This is a genomic window from Allobosea sp. TAB14 (assembly GCF_052113865.1).
GTDB lineage: Bacteria > Pseudomonadota > Alphaproteobacteria > Rhizobiales > Beijerinckiaceae > Allobosea > Allobosea spartocytisi.
Genome location: NZ_JBFRDQ010000047.1, coordinates 27797 through 41610, shown reverse-complemented (window position 1 = coordinate 41610; position 13814 = coordinate 27797). Strand labels below are relative to the sequence as shown.

The 13814-nt window shown below is 62.3% G+C and carries 15 protein-coding genes; 11 read left to right on the top strand and 4 right to left on the bottom strand.

The features are described 5' to 3' along the window. The 5 genes from AB4Y99_RS09555 to AB4Y99_RS09535 form a co-directional block, all read left to right on the top strand. On the top strand, positions 1-342 hold a 342-nt coding region (locus AB4Y99_RS09555; RefSeq protein ID WP_441523144.1), incomplete at its 5' end, for a 2Fe-2S iron-sulfur cluster-binding protein. 134 nt (positions 343-476) lie between these two features. Next, positions 477-1025: a carboxymuconolactone decarboxylase family protein gene (locus AB4Y99_RS09550; protein WP_142022874.1), complete on the top strand. Its 549-nt coding sequence runs from the start codon at positions 477-479 to the stop codon at positions 1023-1025. Positions 1026-1090: 65 nt separating this feature from the next. Further along, the gene (locus tag AB4Y99_RS09545) at positions 1091-1555 is read left to right on the top strand and encodes a nuclear transport factor 2 family protein (protein ID WP_142022873.1); all 465 of its coding nucleotides are present in this window, start codon (positions 1091-1093) and stop codon (positions 1553-1555) included. Positions 1556-1583: 28 nt separating this feature from the next. After that, complete coding sequence (locus AB4Y99_RS09540; RefSeq protein ID WP_142022872.1) at positions 1584-1931, top strand: hypothetical protein; 348 nt, start codon at positions 1584-1586, stop codon at positions 1929-1931. A gap of 94 nt (positions 1932-2025) precedes the next feature. Further along, entirely contained in the window at positions 2026-2916 is an 891-nt protein-coding gene (locus tag AB4Y99_RS09535) for a LysR family transcriptional regulator (protein WP_142022871.1), read from the top strand. 61 nt (positions 2917-2977) lie between these two features. Here AB4Y99_RS09535 and AB4Y99_RS09530 read toward each other — a convergent pair whose 3' ends face one another. Then, positions 2978-4393 (bottom strand): aldehyde dehydrogenase family protein, encoded by a 1416-nt coding sequence (locus tag AB4Y99_RS09530; RefSeq protein WP_142022995.1) that lies wholly within the window; start codon positions 4391-4393, stop codon positions 2978-2980. A gap of 93 nt (positions 4394-4486) precedes the next feature. Here AB4Y99_RS09530 and AB4Y99_RS09525 point away from each other — a divergent pair, with 93 nt between their 5' ends. The 5 genes from AB4Y99_RS09525 (at position 4487) to AB4Y99_RS09505 (ending at position 9513) form a co-directional block, all read left to right on the top strand. Continuing rightward, on the top strand, positions 4487-5377 hold the full coding sequence (locus AB4Y99_RS09525; protein WP_142022870.1) for a LysR family transcriptional regulator: 891 nt from the start codon (positions 4487-4489) through the stop codon (positions 5375-5377). A gap of 230 nt (positions 5378-5607) precedes the next feature. Then, on the top strand, positions 5608-6321 hold the full coding sequence (locus AB4Y99_RS09520) for a DUF2971 domain-containing protein (RefSeq protein ID WP_441523143.1): 714 nt from the start codon (positions 5608-5610) through the stop codon (positions 6319-6321). Between the two features lie 212 nt (positions 6322-6533). Beyond that, positions 6534-7475 carry a hypothetical protein gene (locus AB4Y99_RS09515; protein ID WP_441513498.1) on the top strand — a complete coding sequence of 314 codons (942 nt, stop codon included), beginning with the start codon at positions 6534-6536 and terminating at the stop codon, positions 7473-7475. After that, positions 7472-7720 carry an ABC-three component system middle component 6 gene (locus AB4Y99_RS09510; protein WP_441513497.1) on the top strand — a complete coding sequence of 83 codons (249 nt, stop codon included), beginning with the start codon at positions 7472-7474 and terminating at the stop codon, positions 7718-7720. Before AB4Y99_RS09515 ends, AB4Y99_RS09510 begins: the two co-directional genes overlap by 4 nt. Further along, positions 7717-9513 (top strand): ABC-three component system protein, encoded by a 1797-nt coding sequence (locus AB4Y99_RS09505; protein WP_441513496.1) that lies wholly within the window; start codon positions 7717-7719, stop codon positions 9511-9513. Before AB4Y99_RS09510 ends, AB4Y99_RS09505 begins: the two co-directional genes overlap by 4 nt. 33 nt (positions 9514-9546) lie before the next feature. Here the strand turns inward: AB4Y99_RS09505 and AB4Y99_RS09500 are convergent, their stop codons facing one another. The 3 genes from AB4Y99_RS09500 to AB4Y99_RS09490 form a co-directional block, all read right to left on the bottom strand. Continuing rightward, positions 9547-10242, bottom strand: coding sequence for a helix-turn-helix domain-containing protein (locus AB4Y99_RS09500; RefSeq protein ID WP_441523142.1), 696 nt, complete (start codon positions 10240-10242; stop codon positions 9547-9549). Between the two features lie 89 nt (positions 10243-10331). Then, entirely contained in the window at positions 10332-10805 is a 474-nt protein-coding gene (locus AB4Y99_RS09495; protein ID WP_441470836.1) for a hypothetical protein, read from the bottom strand. A gap of 58 nt (positions 10806-10863) precedes the next feature. Further along, positions 10864-11106 carry an SLATT domain-containing protein gene (locus tag AB4Y99_RS09490; protein WP_441470837.1) on the bottom strand — a complete coding sequence of 81 codons (243 nt, stop codon included), beginning with the start codon at positions 11104-11106 and terminating at the stop codon, positions 10864-10866. A gap of 351 nt (positions 11107-11457) precedes the next feature. On the opposite strand from AB4Y99_RS09490, the gene AB4Y99_RS09485 reads away from it, so the two are divergent. Continuing rightward, on the top strand, positions 11458-13698 hold the full coding sequence (locus tag AB4Y99_RS09485; RefSeq protein ID WP_441523141.1) for an AAA family ATPase: 2241 nt from the start codon (positions 11458-11460) through the stop codon (positions 13696-13698). Positions 13699-13814: the final 116 nt, after the last annotated feature.

Sequence of the window (13814 nt, the reverse complement as noted above, 5' to 3'; positions counted from 1 at the left end):
TCACTCAAGCGCACGGCTCCGGCAGCCCCGATCGAGATCGCTGTCAGGCCACAGCCCGCGACGCAGGCGGTTCCTGTCGCCTTTACGGAATCGCTCAAGGAAGCCCGCTGGACGCCGGGCTCCGGCACGCTCCTGGAACTGGCCGAGGCGCGCGGGCTGGAGCCGGCATTCAGCTGCCGCGAGGGCCATTGCGGCACATGCCGGACCAAGCTCGTCAAAGGCCGTGTCGCTTATGTCCGGGAGCCTGCGGCCGCATTGGAAGAGGGCGAGATCCTGCTCTGCTCGACCGTTCCGGCCGAGCCGGAGGGGAGCGGCGACAACAGGATCCAGCTAGCGGTCTAATCTCATCCGCCGTCATTGCTGTCTGGCGCGCAATAATCCCTTCCGCCTTTCGAGCATTCAACACGATGGCCCAACCGATCATTCTTCAACTCAGACGAGAGCGGTTCTCTCGCCTTCAAAACAGGAGAAACATCATGTCCTACATCCCGACTCCCGCGACGATCGAAGAGGCGCCCGAAGGCTCGCAACCGATCCTCGAGACGATCCGCAAGCAGATCGGCACGGTGCCGAACATCTTCCGGCTGGTTTCGACCAGCACCGCCGCTCTGACGGGCCTCACCGGCTTCCAGGCCGCCTTGGGCAAGGGCAAGCTTGCACCGGCGACTCGCGAGCGGATCGCGCTGGCGATGGCCGGCGTCAACGGCTGCGATTACTGCCAGGCGGCGCACACCTATTTCGGCGGCAAGTTCGCCAAGCTCAGCGACGATGAGATTGCGGCCAATCTGGAGGGCACCTCCCAGGATCCCAAGGCGGCTGCGGCGGTCGCCTTCGCGCGGGCCCTGGTGGTCTCGCGGGGATCGGTCGGCCCGGCCGCGCTCGATCAGGTTCGGGCCGCCGGGTACAGCGATGCCGAGATCCTCGAAATCATCGGCCATGTCGCTGTCAACACCTTCACCAACTACGTCAACGAAGCGCTCGGCACCGAGGTCGATTTCCCCCTCGTCGAGCGTCTCGCGGCCTGAAGTCGACGGCCGGCGCGCTCGATGCGCCCGGCCGCCGCTTTCCACCCAATTCCAGGAGATTGAAAATGTCCCGCCCGCCGCTGCCGCCCTTCACTGAAGAGAGCGCCATCGAGAAAGTCCGCCTGGCTGAAGACGGCTGGAATACGCGCGATGCCGCCAAGGTCGCGCTCGCCTACACGCTCGACACGAAATGGCGGAACCGGGCGGAATTCTGCAACGGTCGCGATGAGGCCCAGGCCTTCCTGACCCGCAAGTGGAATCGGGAGCTCGACTACCGCCTTATCAAGGAGCTCTGGGCCTTCCGCGGCAACCGGATCGCCGTGCGCTATGCCTACGAGTATCATGACGACAGCGGCCAGTGGTTCCGGGCTTATGGCAACGAAAACTGGGAGTTCGCCGAGGATGGGCTGATGCGGTCGCGCCATGCAAGCATCAACGAAATGCCGATCAGCGAGGCCGAGCGCAAGTTCCGCTGGCCTCTGGGCCGTCGCCCTGACGATCACCCCGGCCTCAGCCATTTCGGCTTTTGAAATCCTTCGTTCTTGCGGAGACGCGGCCGTGATTCCCGATCCAATCAACGAGCGCGTTCGCGTCTCGATTGAGCTTGCCTTGATTGAAGGCCCCGATGACCCGTCCGCATATTGGCAACAGTATGCGGACGCCAAGCGGCTCGGGATGAGTGAGGCTGAGATCGACATTGCAAGAGAGGGGCGGAGCTTCGATGTCCAGACCGCTACGGTTCAGGCGGTCGCGATCGCGGCACTGTCCGAAGATGAGGCGCTGCGAGCTGCCGCTCGCGCGAGGGCGGAGAGCCTCGGCCTGTGCGAGGACACATGCCGAAAGATCGAGACCTTCGCCAGACGCTTCATCGCGACATTCAAACAAGGCTCGGCCAGCAGGGCGTAAGCCCATGGCGGCCCAGTTTTGCGCAACCTCTTTGCGACCCGCTATAGGCTGCTGACAGCATTGCAGCGGGCAGACCGGCCGTAGGGGGCAATTGATGGATCGCTGGCAGGCCATGCGCATCTTCGTGAAGGTAGCGGAGACCGCGAGCTTTTCGGAAAGCGCGCGCCAATTGCATATGAGCGCGCCTGCCGTGACGCGCTCCGTGGCTGCCCTGGAAGACGCCATCGGCGCGCGCTTGTTCGTGCGCACGACCCGATCCGTAAAGCTCACCGAAGCCGGCGACCGCTACTTCGACGATTGCCGCCGAATCCTCTCGGACATCCTGGAGGCGGAAGCTGCGGCTGCAGGGTCCTATGCGACGCCCTCAGGAACGCTCGCGGTCACCGCGTCGCTCCTGTTCGGCCAGATGTACGTCCTGCCGATCGTCACGGATTATCTTGACGCCTATCCGACCATGGCGGCAAGGACCCTGTTCCTGGACCGCCAGGTCAATATCGTCGAGGAAGGTATCGATGTCGCGGTCCGGATAGGGCATCTCGCAGATTCCGGCTTCACCGCAGTGAAGGTCGGCTCGGTTCGGCGGGTTGTCTGCGGCGCCCCGTCCTATTTCGAGAAGCATGGTGTCCCAACGACCCCCCAGCAGCTCAAGGACCATCGGATCGCGGCCTCGACGAGTGCCTGGGCTTCGCCGGAGTGGCGGTTCGCTCGCGACCAGCGGGTCACCGTCCATCCCTCGCTTCAGTGTAATACCAACGACGCGGTCATTGCGGCCGCCATTGCTGGGTGGGGGTTAACCCGCGTCCTGCATTATCAAATCGGTCCGGCATTGTTGGATGGACGCCTCCAGGTCGTGCTCAGCGACGACGAAGAACCGCCCTTGCCGATCCACGTCGTGTATACGGAAGGTCGCCAAGCCCCGGCCAAGGTACGCACATTTGTGGACGCCGCCGTGACGGCGCTCCGCGCCAACCGTCTCCTGAACTGATCCCCTGCCAGGAAGGCCAGTTCGGCCCGTTCATTGCCGTCCGGGCCCCGTGCGCCAACCCTCACCCCAAAATGGAGCGCGGTTCCAGGAATGCCTCCAGTCCGAATGAGCCGTACTCGCGTCCGATACCCGACTGCTTGAAGCCGCCGAAGGGCGCGTGCGGTTCGTGTTTCGCTCCATTGATGACGACGCGGCCCGAATGCAGCTGCGACGCAATGCGCCGGCAACGCTCTGGGTCGGTACCGATGACATAATTCTGAAGGCCGTAGTCCGTGTCGTTTGCGATGCTAATCGCGTGGTCCTCGTCACGATAGGGCAGAACGCAAAGCACCGGTCCGAATATCTCCTCCCGTGCGATCCGCATGCTGTTATCGACCTCGCCAAAAAGCGTCGGTTTGACGAACCAACCGCTATTCAGGCCGTCGGGCCTGCCTTCGCCACCCGCGAGAACGCGAGCCCCCTCTTGTGGGCCGAGCGCGATGTAAGACTGGACGCGCTCCCACTGCCTGGCGCTGACCATCGGGCCTATGCGCGARGCCGGATCATTGCCGGGTCCGACCGACCAGTTCGCCAAGCCTGCCACCAAGCGCTCTTGCATCGTCGTCAGCTTGTGTTCCGGGACCAGAATGCGCGTTCCTGCGATACAGGCCTGCCCGCTATTGATGAAGCCGTTGGCGAGCACTTGAGCCGCGGCAGCGTCTGGATCGGCATCGTCGAGAACGATCTGCGCGCCTTTTCCGCCTAGTTCGAGCGTGACCCGCTTCATTGTATCCGATGCTGCGCGAAGGATCGCCCGCCCGGTCTCAGTCGACCCGGTGAATGTAATTTTGGCGATGTCGCGATGACGGGTCAGAGCGTCCCCGGCCAATGCTCCAGTCCCGTTGATGATGTTGTAGACGCCGTTCGGCAGTTCGGCCTCATCGAGCGCCTCCGCGAGCACCTGCGTCTGCCAGGCRCTCATCTCCGAAGGCTTGATCACGATCGAGGTGCCCGCCGCGATGGCTGTGGCGAGCTTCGAGCAGATGAAGCCGAGATTGCTGTTCCAGGGCGTGACAGCGGCGGCCACGCCAACCGGGCGCATCTCGACCAGTGCCGATCCGATTTGGCGCTGCCAAGGATAGGCCTCGACCGTTCGTGCCATGTCGAGGAAGACCTGTCCTGCCCGGCTGGCGCTGGCCTCCACGAATGGCGCGGGTGCGCCGTATTCTTCGCTCATGGCCTCGGCGAGATACGCGCTGCGTCGCGAGACGACATCCGATAGCCGATGCAGCATCGCGACGCGCTTGCTGTTCGACATCGTCGAAATCTCCGCATAAGCGGCCACAGCCGCTCGAACCGCTGCATCAACATCCGCGGCATTCGACAAATGGACCGTGCCGATCTGCTCCTCCGTCGCGGGGTTGAACAGCGGCCCTAGGTCAGTGCCTTGCACCGGCACGAAGCGGCCATCGATATAGTTCTGATTGATTGTTCGCATCGAAAGCTCCTGTGTCTGGCTTTCGATATGCAGGGCGACGTGCGATGAAAGAAGCCACGTCAATCTCATCGGATCAATGAGAAGAATCGAGCAATGAAGCTGAGCTTTGCGGAGGCCGAGGCGGTTATCGCCGTGGCGCGCCATGGAGGATTCCGCGCGGCCGGGCGCTCGCTCGGGCAGACCTCGTCTGCGCTGAGCCATGCCGTCGCTGGTTTGGAGAACCGGCTGGCGGTCAAGCTGTTCAATCGCACGACCCGGAGCGTCTCGCTGACGGCAGCCGGTGAGCAATTCGTCAACGGCATCGGTCCGGCCCTCCAGTCGATCGGTCAAACGATTGACGAACTCGGCGCGGAGGCGAGCGAGCCGTCGGGGACGTTGCGCATCACCACATCCTTGGGCGCAGCGCGCATGATGCTGGAGCCGATCCTGCTCGCCTATTCGACACGCTACCCCAAGGTGACGCTGGAGATCGCGACCGATGCGGCCTTTGTCGATCTTGCGGACGGATCGTTCGATGCCGGTGCACGGCTGGCCGACGCAGTGCCCCCTGATATGGTCGCCGTGCCGATCTTTCCCTGGCTCAGGATGATCGTCGTCGGTGCGCCCAACTATTTTGCAGAGCGCCAAAGGCCTTCATCCCCGCTCGACGTGGCGAAGCATCAGTGCATCCATCATCGGATGGCCAACGGTCGCCTTTATCGGTGGGAGTTCGAGCGCCGTGGCGAAGCAATGACTGTCGATGTACCAGGCGTGCTCATCTTCGACGCCACAGAACTCGCTCTATCCGCTGCTCTGGCAGGCGTCGGTCTCGCCTACGTCGAGGAGACTTCGGCCCGCCCGCATGTCGAAGCTGGCCGGCTCATCGAGGTGCTTAGCGAGTGGACGCCGCCTTTTCCGGGCTTGTCGCTGTATTTCTCTGGGCGCCGGAACATCCCGCTGAAGCTTCGCGCGCTCATTGATCTGATCAGAGAGGGAGGCCGATAGCTTACGGCACATTAACAGAGTGGGATGAACGAGAAGCGCCAGGAGCCGACTCTGGCCACTTGCCTAAAAACGGACTTTCCTGCCCGAGTGCGGCGGGCTGCTCATTCCAGCGTGGAATCACTTCGCACACGGCGGTCCATCGCCCAATCAAGCCTATGGGTCGCATTTTCAAGTCGTTCTCGCAGTGGTCCTACGTCGCTGGTATCCAGCATTTATAGCGGGAGGATCGCATGCCGGGCCGCATAGTCGACTACGTCACACCTACGCGGCTTTATCGCTATCGAAGCTTCCGACGCTTCGACGACGATACCGTTGAGGTTCAGCGCCGCGAACTGGCGGCTATCCAGGAGGGGTATATTTGGGCCGCGGCGTACCATCAGATGAACGATCCGATGGAAGGCACATTCTTCGCTCGCCGCCACGGTCCGGGCGATCTCTACTTCCAGACCATTCTCGAATCGATTCGCGAGGGCAAGCAGCGGACCGGGATCGCCTGCTTCAGCGAGACGCCAACTAATGAGCTCATGTGGGCGCACTATGCCGACGAGTTCCGCGGCATTTGCATCGCATACGATTTCTCAGACCTGCGCGATTCCCTTGAGGGAAACGCTGCGTTCTCGCGGCTCTTCTACACCGAGAGCCCACCGAACCTTGATCTCGGAGAGAACGATCTCGAAACCGATGTCCGTAGAGTGCTGTCTTCGAAGAGCCAGAAGTGGGGTTACGAACGTGAGTGGCGCATGTTCACGCAGCGGCTGGGCCGGATCGGCTATCGCAACCCAGCCACTGTCCGCACGATCTACTTCGGTCATCGGATCGACCCGGACATCCGCCACACCATCGAAAGGCTGGCGCGGCAACAAAACATCGATTGCTCTGAGATGCAGCTCAATGGCTATCGACTAAGCTTCGACAACACTGAAGCTCGCATGCGGCGCCGCTGATCAGAAATGAGGTCCATTAACCTGCCGACGTCGACGCTAGAAATACCCTTGATCACTGGCCTGACGAGATGGTGGCGTGGAAGCGAGCAATTTCTCGAAACATCGTAGGCTAACCAGGATTGACGCGGCTTGGGCATAACGCGGGCTAGGACGTTGCCTGAGAGATGCCTTGGCCCTTTAGTGAGTGTTCCCTCCAACAATCGCGAGCGGTCATGTCCGACTGGATGACCCCACACCAGCGTCTGCAATGGCAGATGTCCCTTGAGCTCAAGCTGCGCCGAATTCACGGAGACGGCTTCCAGGAGTTCTTTTCCGAAGTGATGGAGCGGCTCCATGGCGCCGACTTCGTTCCGGCAAGAGCGATGGGCAGCCTCGGTGACAAGGGCTGCGACGGTTACCTGCGAGGTTCGGGGTTCGTCTTCCAGTGTTACGGCAAGCGCCACGACACGCCGGTGAGCGCCGCCACAGTGACGAAGAAGATGAAGGAYGACTACGCCGCCGCGGCGTCGAAGCTGCCATCAATCATGAAGGAATGGCACTTCGTCCATAACCTGTTCGACGGCGTACCCGTCGATGTCATCGAGTTGATCGAGGCTTTCGGCCGCCAGTACTCGAAGCACCGTTTTGGACTGATCGGGCCGCCGGCGTTCAGCGACCGCGTCCTCGGCCTGTCAGAGAACGACATCGTGTACCTTCTCGGCCCGGTCGCCTCGGCCGAGGACAGCATGAACATGCAGGTGGAGGAGGTCGCGACGCTGATGGCCGGCGTCATCAAGGGCATGGACGAGGCGCCCTTCGCCGATGCCAAACCCAACCAGCCGCCCGTGAATAAGCTTGAGATCAACCGGATCCAAGGACACTGGCGGCGGACCTTGATCGGCGCGAGTGGCAATGCGACCGTCGTGGCGACCTATGTCGACCAGCATCCCGATCCGGAACTCGGGAAACAGGTAGCCAAGGTATTCTCGCAACGCTATGCCGACCTCGACGCCCAGAACCTGCCTCCGCACGCGATCCTGACAGCGCTCTACGAAGGCATCACTGGGATCGGCAGCGTCCCGCCGGAGCGGCAAGTCGCCGCGCAGGCGCTTCTCGCCTACCTCTTTGAGGCCTGCGATATCTTTAAGGATGATCCGTCCAAGGCCGCCGCATGATCCTTCCCGGGAAACATCTATCACCGCATCGCGCCATCGTCGGCGTTGGCGCGGAGATCCTTGCCCAGCTCGACCGTCCCCGGGACGTTTCCGAGCTCTGGGAACGCGTGCGCGCGTCACGAGCGGCGCTTCAGGAGGCCAGCCCGATCTCGTTCGACTGGTTCGTCCTCGCTCTGACCTTCCTTTATGCGATCAAGGCCATCGATGAGACAGGCGGGCTGATGCGGCCGGCGGAGCCGGCATGATCATCTCGATCAACAGCGACCTGAAGACGTTCAAGCCCGTGCGCTTCCATGGCGGGCTCAACGTCCTGCTGTCTGATAAGTCGTCGAAGGAGGACGACGCCAAGACGCGCAACAGCGCTGGGAAGTCGAGCCTCATCGAGATCATTCACTTCCTGCTTGGGGCCAAGGCAGATCCGGATAGCCTCCTACGCCACAAGGCCCTGATCGAGAACACCTTCCGCGGGACCTTCCGCGTGGCGGGCCGCGACGTCGAGGTCGAGAGGAGCGGATCGAAGCCGAGCCGCATCTACATCGACGCGGCGAGCGTCGAGCACTTCAAGCTGACGGCGAAGAAGGACAAGGCGGGCGTCGGCTCGGCCTCGAATATCGGCGGGCTGTCGATATCCAACGAGGAATGGAAGGACTTCCTCGCCCATCACATGTTCGAATTCCCGTCCGTGATGAAGGGCTCGGCGTTCGAGGAGAGCTTCTCTCCAAGCTTCCGGTCGCTGATCGGCTACTTCGCCCGCCGTCAGGGCTCGCGCGGCTACTCCTACGTTGAGCGCCAGGCCGAGGCCCAGCAGCGCCCGGATTGGCAGGTGAGCCTCTCCTACCTGCTCGGCCTGGACTGGCGAATTCCCAGGGCGCTTCAGTCCATTCGGAAGCGCGAGAAGCAGCTCGAAGAGCTGAAGAAGGCGGTTGAAGACGGCGCGTTCGGACAGGTGATCGGGAGCGTCGGCGAGCTACGATCGGCGCTCGCCGAGGCTGAGGCGAGGGCTATCAAGCTCAAGGAGGAACTGGGCCGGTTCCAGGTCCACGAAGCCTATCGCGAGATGATGGACCAGGCCACCAGGGCCAAGGTGGAGATGCAGGCGATTTCGCGACGTGCGGTGCCGCTTCGCGAGACCGTCGCGCACCTACGCAACGCCATCGAGGTGGAACGCGTTCCCGAGCGAAGCGACGTCGGCCGGCTGTACGCTGCCGTGGGCATCGAATTGCCGGACGTGGCCATTCGGCGATTCGACGATGTTGCCCGCTTCCACAAGAGCGTGATCGATAACAGGCGCACCCACCTCAGTGAGGAGGTCGATGAGACCGAGCGGCAGATCAAGAAGGGCGAGGACCGGTTCGCGATCCTGGACGCCGAGCGGAGCGAGATCCTGCAACTGCTGGAAGGGCGTGGGGCTCTTGAGGATTTCGTCGGCTTGCAGAAGCGGCTGGCCGATGCCGAGGCCGAGGCCGCCTCGCTGCGCGATCGCTTCCAGTCGGCAACGGTCCTTGCCAGCGAGGGCACGGAGCTCACCATCGAGCGAGCGAGCATCAAGCAACGGCTCCAGCTCGATCACCAGAACCGACACGAGCGGCTGAACGAGGCCATCCTCCTCGTCGGAGCGGCGATCAAAAAGCTCTACGAGGACAGGAAGGGCAAGTTCGAGGTCGAGGCCACGGAGAACGGTCCAGAGTTCCGGATCACGATCCAGGGCGACCGTGGCGGGGGCATCTCAAGCATGGAGATCTTCTGCCTAGACTACGCCTTGTTCTGCATCTGGTCGAAGCGAGGGAACGGACCAGGCTTTCTTATCCACGACAGCCACCTCTTCGACGGTGTCGATCCCCGGCAGGTTGCGCGTGCCATAGGTCTGGGTGCCGCTGCCGCCAGAGATTACGGGCGGCAGTACATCGTCACGATGAACAGCGACATCTACGATTCACTGAAGCTCGAAGACGGCATCGACCGTGAGGCCGCGATCATAGAACCGAGGCTATCGGATCGGGACGAGACGACCGGGCTCTTCGGCTTCCGATTCGACTGATCGCGCCGGCAGCATCCCGCGAACGATCTCTATCTAGAGGTCCGCCTCGTCGGACAGGTGTTCCAGATAGCCGGGACCGGGACGCAAGCAGCGCTTATCGACGAAGATCGCCCGGCGCTTGGGCGCGCCGGGATCGGAGAGCTTGGGCGTGAGCGAGATGATCGCCACTTTCCAATCGGCGGATCCCGGGATTGGCGCGTCGGCGATGCCGACGAGAACCGTGACGCCGCGGCGGCGCAGATCGGCAACCGCGGCCAGGATGCCGTCGCAGAGTGCCCGCCGACGGATCGGCCTGCCCCCGTCGACGGGGGCAGGCCCCAGTGCGAAGGACGCCAAGTCTAGCCACTCCCGCAGGCCCGCTACCTGCTCGTCGTAGGCGGCCCCTACCTCGGGGCGGTGGATGTAACAGGCCTGGGTGGCTGCGATCATTCTAATCTGGCGGTGGGTTTCGAACGGGCGCACCTCGACCTGCTGGAGATTTCCGAGCTGATCGACCATCTGCGTGGCCGCCTCTTCCTTGGGGATTGGCAGGCGGGGCGCTGAGAAGGCGCCGGGTTCGTAACCGAGTGCCTGAGCGATTCGGTCGAGGCTTTCGATACTGACCGGCTCAGCGCGCTCGACGCGCTCGACCGTGGACATGCTGACGCGCGCGAAGTCGGCGAGCGTGTCTTGCTTCCTAGGGTGTAAACAATCGGCATGCCCGAAAGCGGACATTGCCAGCGTCAGCAATGGGCCGGTTCCGGCTGAGCGACTGTCGGCCACCTTGGAGAGGCCGAAGTAGGCATTTCGGCCAACGGAGCCCGTATATCGACGTGAAGTCACGAACTATCGCCCTCGCGTTCGTACTGGGCTAGCTCGGCGTTAGGCTCTTCGAAGAGTTCATCCGACATGCTCTCGAGCGTCCCAACGTTCAGTGCATTGTCATGAAGCTGTAGTCGTTCGTCGTCTCGAAGCCCGCCATTCTTGTCGACGCTGAGGAGCGCGCCAGATGGTTGCTTGGTAACATTCCAATGAGGAGCAGCCTCAATGCCCGCGGCCAGCCTCCACGCATGCTTCAGCCTCTCGGCAACTCTGCCTTGACGTTTGCGGCGCTTACGCATGGCGGTCATCGATGCGGTGACCATTTCCCGCGTCGGCGCTGCTGGAACGAGCCGCCACTGGGCGGCATCAAGGTCCTCGAGTAGGAAGCGTGCCAACCGAGCGGTGTCTTCATCGGAAATCTTATGATTGAGCTGCTGAAGGTTGTCGCGGAGGCGGTTTTTCACCATTGCGAGGATGGTGTTGTTCGTCATCGCCCGGCCCTTCATGTCCCTTTGCCGCTCTTGTTTCAGAGTGGCTGACATGCACGAGTCAGTGATGAAGCTTCTCGTCTGGCTTGAGGAACGTCATCAGCGCCGTGAGCACGGTGACGCCAGACGACATCAATCCTGCGGAGACAGCGTAATCCTGGAAGAAGGCGCCCCCCGCTAGCGCGCTCAGCCCTACGGAGGGAATGCCGAAGATATAGTTCCACCTCGTCCAGCGGGTCGCGGCGTTGAAATGAGCCTTGCCGGAGTGGGTGCAATCCTCCTCCATCCGCAGCAGCTCGGCCACGACCTTATCAGATATTGCAACAGACACGGGCACGCTCGCGAGCTTCCTTTAGATATTCGTCGCGAGGCTAGGATGAAACCGGAAGGAGCAATACTCGGCGAGAGCGACATCTGGTAGTTGTCCACCTCAAACTGGGCCGAGGAACTCGGATCCCTAAAGAACACTTGGGATTAATCGCGGAGTTGCCGCTGGTGGAGGAGCTCGCGACGCGATCTAATGGTGTTGCCTGGGAGATTCGCGAATGGCCGGCCATCATCCTGGCGCTGCGTGGCGGCGCGTCGACCTGCAATGCCGTACGCCACGGGACGTGGCTCGGGATTTCCCTGCCAAGTCGGTTGGTGAGCGATCCCAATGACCACGGTCACCAGACATGCTCTGAGAGTATACGCCGCCCTTTCGGGGTTGAAGGTGAACCAGGACGGCGACGTGCTCGACGCCCTCATCCCGTTCCTCGAACCGGTCCTGGCCGCGATGAACGGCACCATCTTCGACGGCGGCCTTCTCTCGCTAGGCGTCCAGAAGATCTATGGGTGGAGGTTCAACAAGGATGTCGCCGAGAGCTTTACAGGCCGCCTGCTTGCGAAAGGTTATCTGAAGCGACAGGCTGGCGCCGTCTTCACGGTCTCGTTCCAGCCTGCGGCTGACGATGACGAGAACCAGATCGAGATTGTTCAGGTCCTGGATCGGATTGTGGACGATTTCGAAAAGTTCCCACCGAAGGTCACTGACCTGTTCCAGTTCTCCCTGGATCGCGAGAGCTTGAAGGACATTCTGATACGCTTCCTGGTTTCCTTCGACGCGTTCACGGAGGAGGCGTTCGCCCTGCATGTCGAGCGCATCCGATTGGGGATGGCGAACCAGGCTGTCCTCGATCGGCTTGAGGAGGGCGGACGGACGCTGAGCCGCGAGGAGCAGTACCTGTGCGCCCGCTTTGTTCACGACTTGGTCAAGAACAAGAGCGAATTCGTTCCTCACCTCGCCAGGTTGGCCTCGATCGGATTGCTCACCGAGGTCGTCGAGGATTTCGTCAAGCCGACCGGGGAGACCAAGAAGTCCGACCTCACGCTGATCCTCGATACCCCGGTTGCGCTCGATCTTTTGGGATTGTCGGGGAAGGAGGCCTGCGAGGACATCGCCAACGTCGTGACCTCGCTGCGCGGCATCGGTTGCAACGTCATCGTCCTTCCGGTCAGCGTGGAGGAGATGTCGAGAAACCTGCAGAGCATGCTCTCCCAGCCGCTCTCCGCCCGCCATGGGCCGACGCACTCGGCCCTGATGAAAAACGAGATCAACGAGGATTTCGTTAGGTCGGTGATCCGGGATCCCGAGCGCGCTCTCCAGCAGGTCGGTGTTACGGTGCGTCCGATCGACCTGACCACGACGCCCTCCCAGACGAAGTTCTTCGACAAGGCGACCTATGACGACTTTTTCGCCGGTATCCGCTGGAAGGTCGATTCCGTCGACGCCCGGGAGCACGATGCAACCTGCGCAGCGCTCACCATGCGGCTGAGGGCGGGGCACAAGAGCGCCGACCCGTTGACCTCCAGGTTCGTCTTCGTCACCACGAACCCGATCTTCGTGGACTACGCCCGCGACTTCTGCCGCAAGAACCGGATGATCAACGATCGGCAAACACCGCCCGTCATCATCAAGCGCGAGCTCGCGATGACGGCCTGGCTTCGGACCGGCCTCGTCAGGGACGATGCTAAGGCCAAGCAGGTCGACATTCCGCGCGGGCATCTCATCGCCTCCTGCGAACGCGTCCTCAGGCCGCGTAAGGAAGTGCTGAAGGCCGTCCACGACAAGCTGAAGGAGTTTGACCCCGAACGCGCCCAGCAGTTCGAGCTGCTGCTCTCCGACCAGCGCAGTGTCGAACGGCTGATGGACGAGACGCTCGGCCTCGAACGCCTAGCGACCACCGCCAATCCCCAGATGCTCCTGGAAGAGATGCGCAACGCGACCGCCAACGAGGTCCGCAGCGAATATGAGAGGAAGGCCCGGGTGGCCGCGCAGCGTCACGGGCAGGAAAAGCGGGAGCTCAAAGAGGCCCATGAGGCAGATGTCGCCGAGGCGAAACGAGCTTTGGGGCAACGAGACGCTGAGCTGGAAGCGTTGCGCGCGGAGCGCAAGCGACTCCACGGGATCGCCTTGGCGGCCAGACAGGGCGAGATCGACAGAGTTGACACATTGATCTCGGGATCGAACAGGTTCATCGGTCGCCTCGAAACAGGACTGACTTGGTCGACGGTTGTCATCCTTTCGGCCGGAGCTGCTGGATCGGTGGTCGGACTGCCTCAGTCCGCTGYAGTCGCGACCGCCGGCATCTTGGGTCTCACCGGCCTTTACCATACGGTCCGCGAGTTGCAGCAGAAGCCGAAGATCGGGTTCCAAAACCTGCTGGACGGTGTGGCCCGTTTCCGGCTGCGACGGGGTCTGAAGACGCTCGGCCTCGATCGCGCCAAGTTCGAAGACGCGGTCGAGCTCCGGTACGGCAGGATTTCCTGGGTTACGGAAAAACGGGCCGGCCTGCTGCCGACGAATGATCGCAAGTTGGTCGCGGCGGCCCCACCGCGCGATCTGGAAGAGGCGTAGGGGCTCAAACGGGCATTCGCCATTCCGGCGCATCGTGCGCTGGGGGAGTGGAGGGTATCGACCGTGCCGACGCGTGAGCAGGTGTTTTTCGTCGCGGACAGAATAACCCATAGCTC

What these genes read in the sequence shown, in the direction of transcription:
- AB4Y99_RS09525 (WP_142022870.1), top strand. Translation starts at nt 4,487, where the DNA reads ATGAAGCTGAGCTTTGCGGAGGCCGAGGCGGTTATCGCCGTGGCGCGC.
- AB4Y99_RS09520 (WP_441523143.1), top strand. Translation starts at nt 5,608, where the DNA reads ATGCCGGGCCGCATAGTCGACTACGTCACACCTACGCGGCTTTATCGC.
- AB4Y99_RS09535 (WP_142022871.1), top strand. Translation starts at nt 2,026, where the DNA reads ATGGATCGCTGGCAGGCCATGCGCATCTTCGTGAAGGTAGCGGAGACC.
- AB4Y99_RS09505 (WP_441513496.1), top strand. Translation starts at nt 7,717, where the DNA reads ATGATCATCTCGATCAACAGCGACCTGAAGACGTTCAAGCCCGTGCGC.
- AB4Y99_RS09550 (WP_142022874.1), top strand. Translation starts at nt 477, where the DNA reads ATGTCCTACATCCCGACTCCCGCGACGATCGAAGAGGCGCCCGAAGGC.
- AB4Y99_RS09510 (WP_441513497.1), top strand. Translation starts at nt 7,472, where the DNA reads ATGATCCTTCCCGGGAAACATCTATCACCGCATCGCGCCATCGTCGGC.
- AB4Y99_RS09495 (WP_441470836.1), bottom strand. Translation starts at nt 10,805, where the DNA reads ATGACGAACAACACCATCCTCGCAATGGTGAAAAACCGCCTCCGCGAC.
- AB4Y99_RS09545 (WP_142022873.1), top strand. Translation starts at nt 1,091, where the DNA reads ATGTCCCGCCCGCCGCTGCCGCCCTTCACTGAAGAGAGCGCCATCGAG.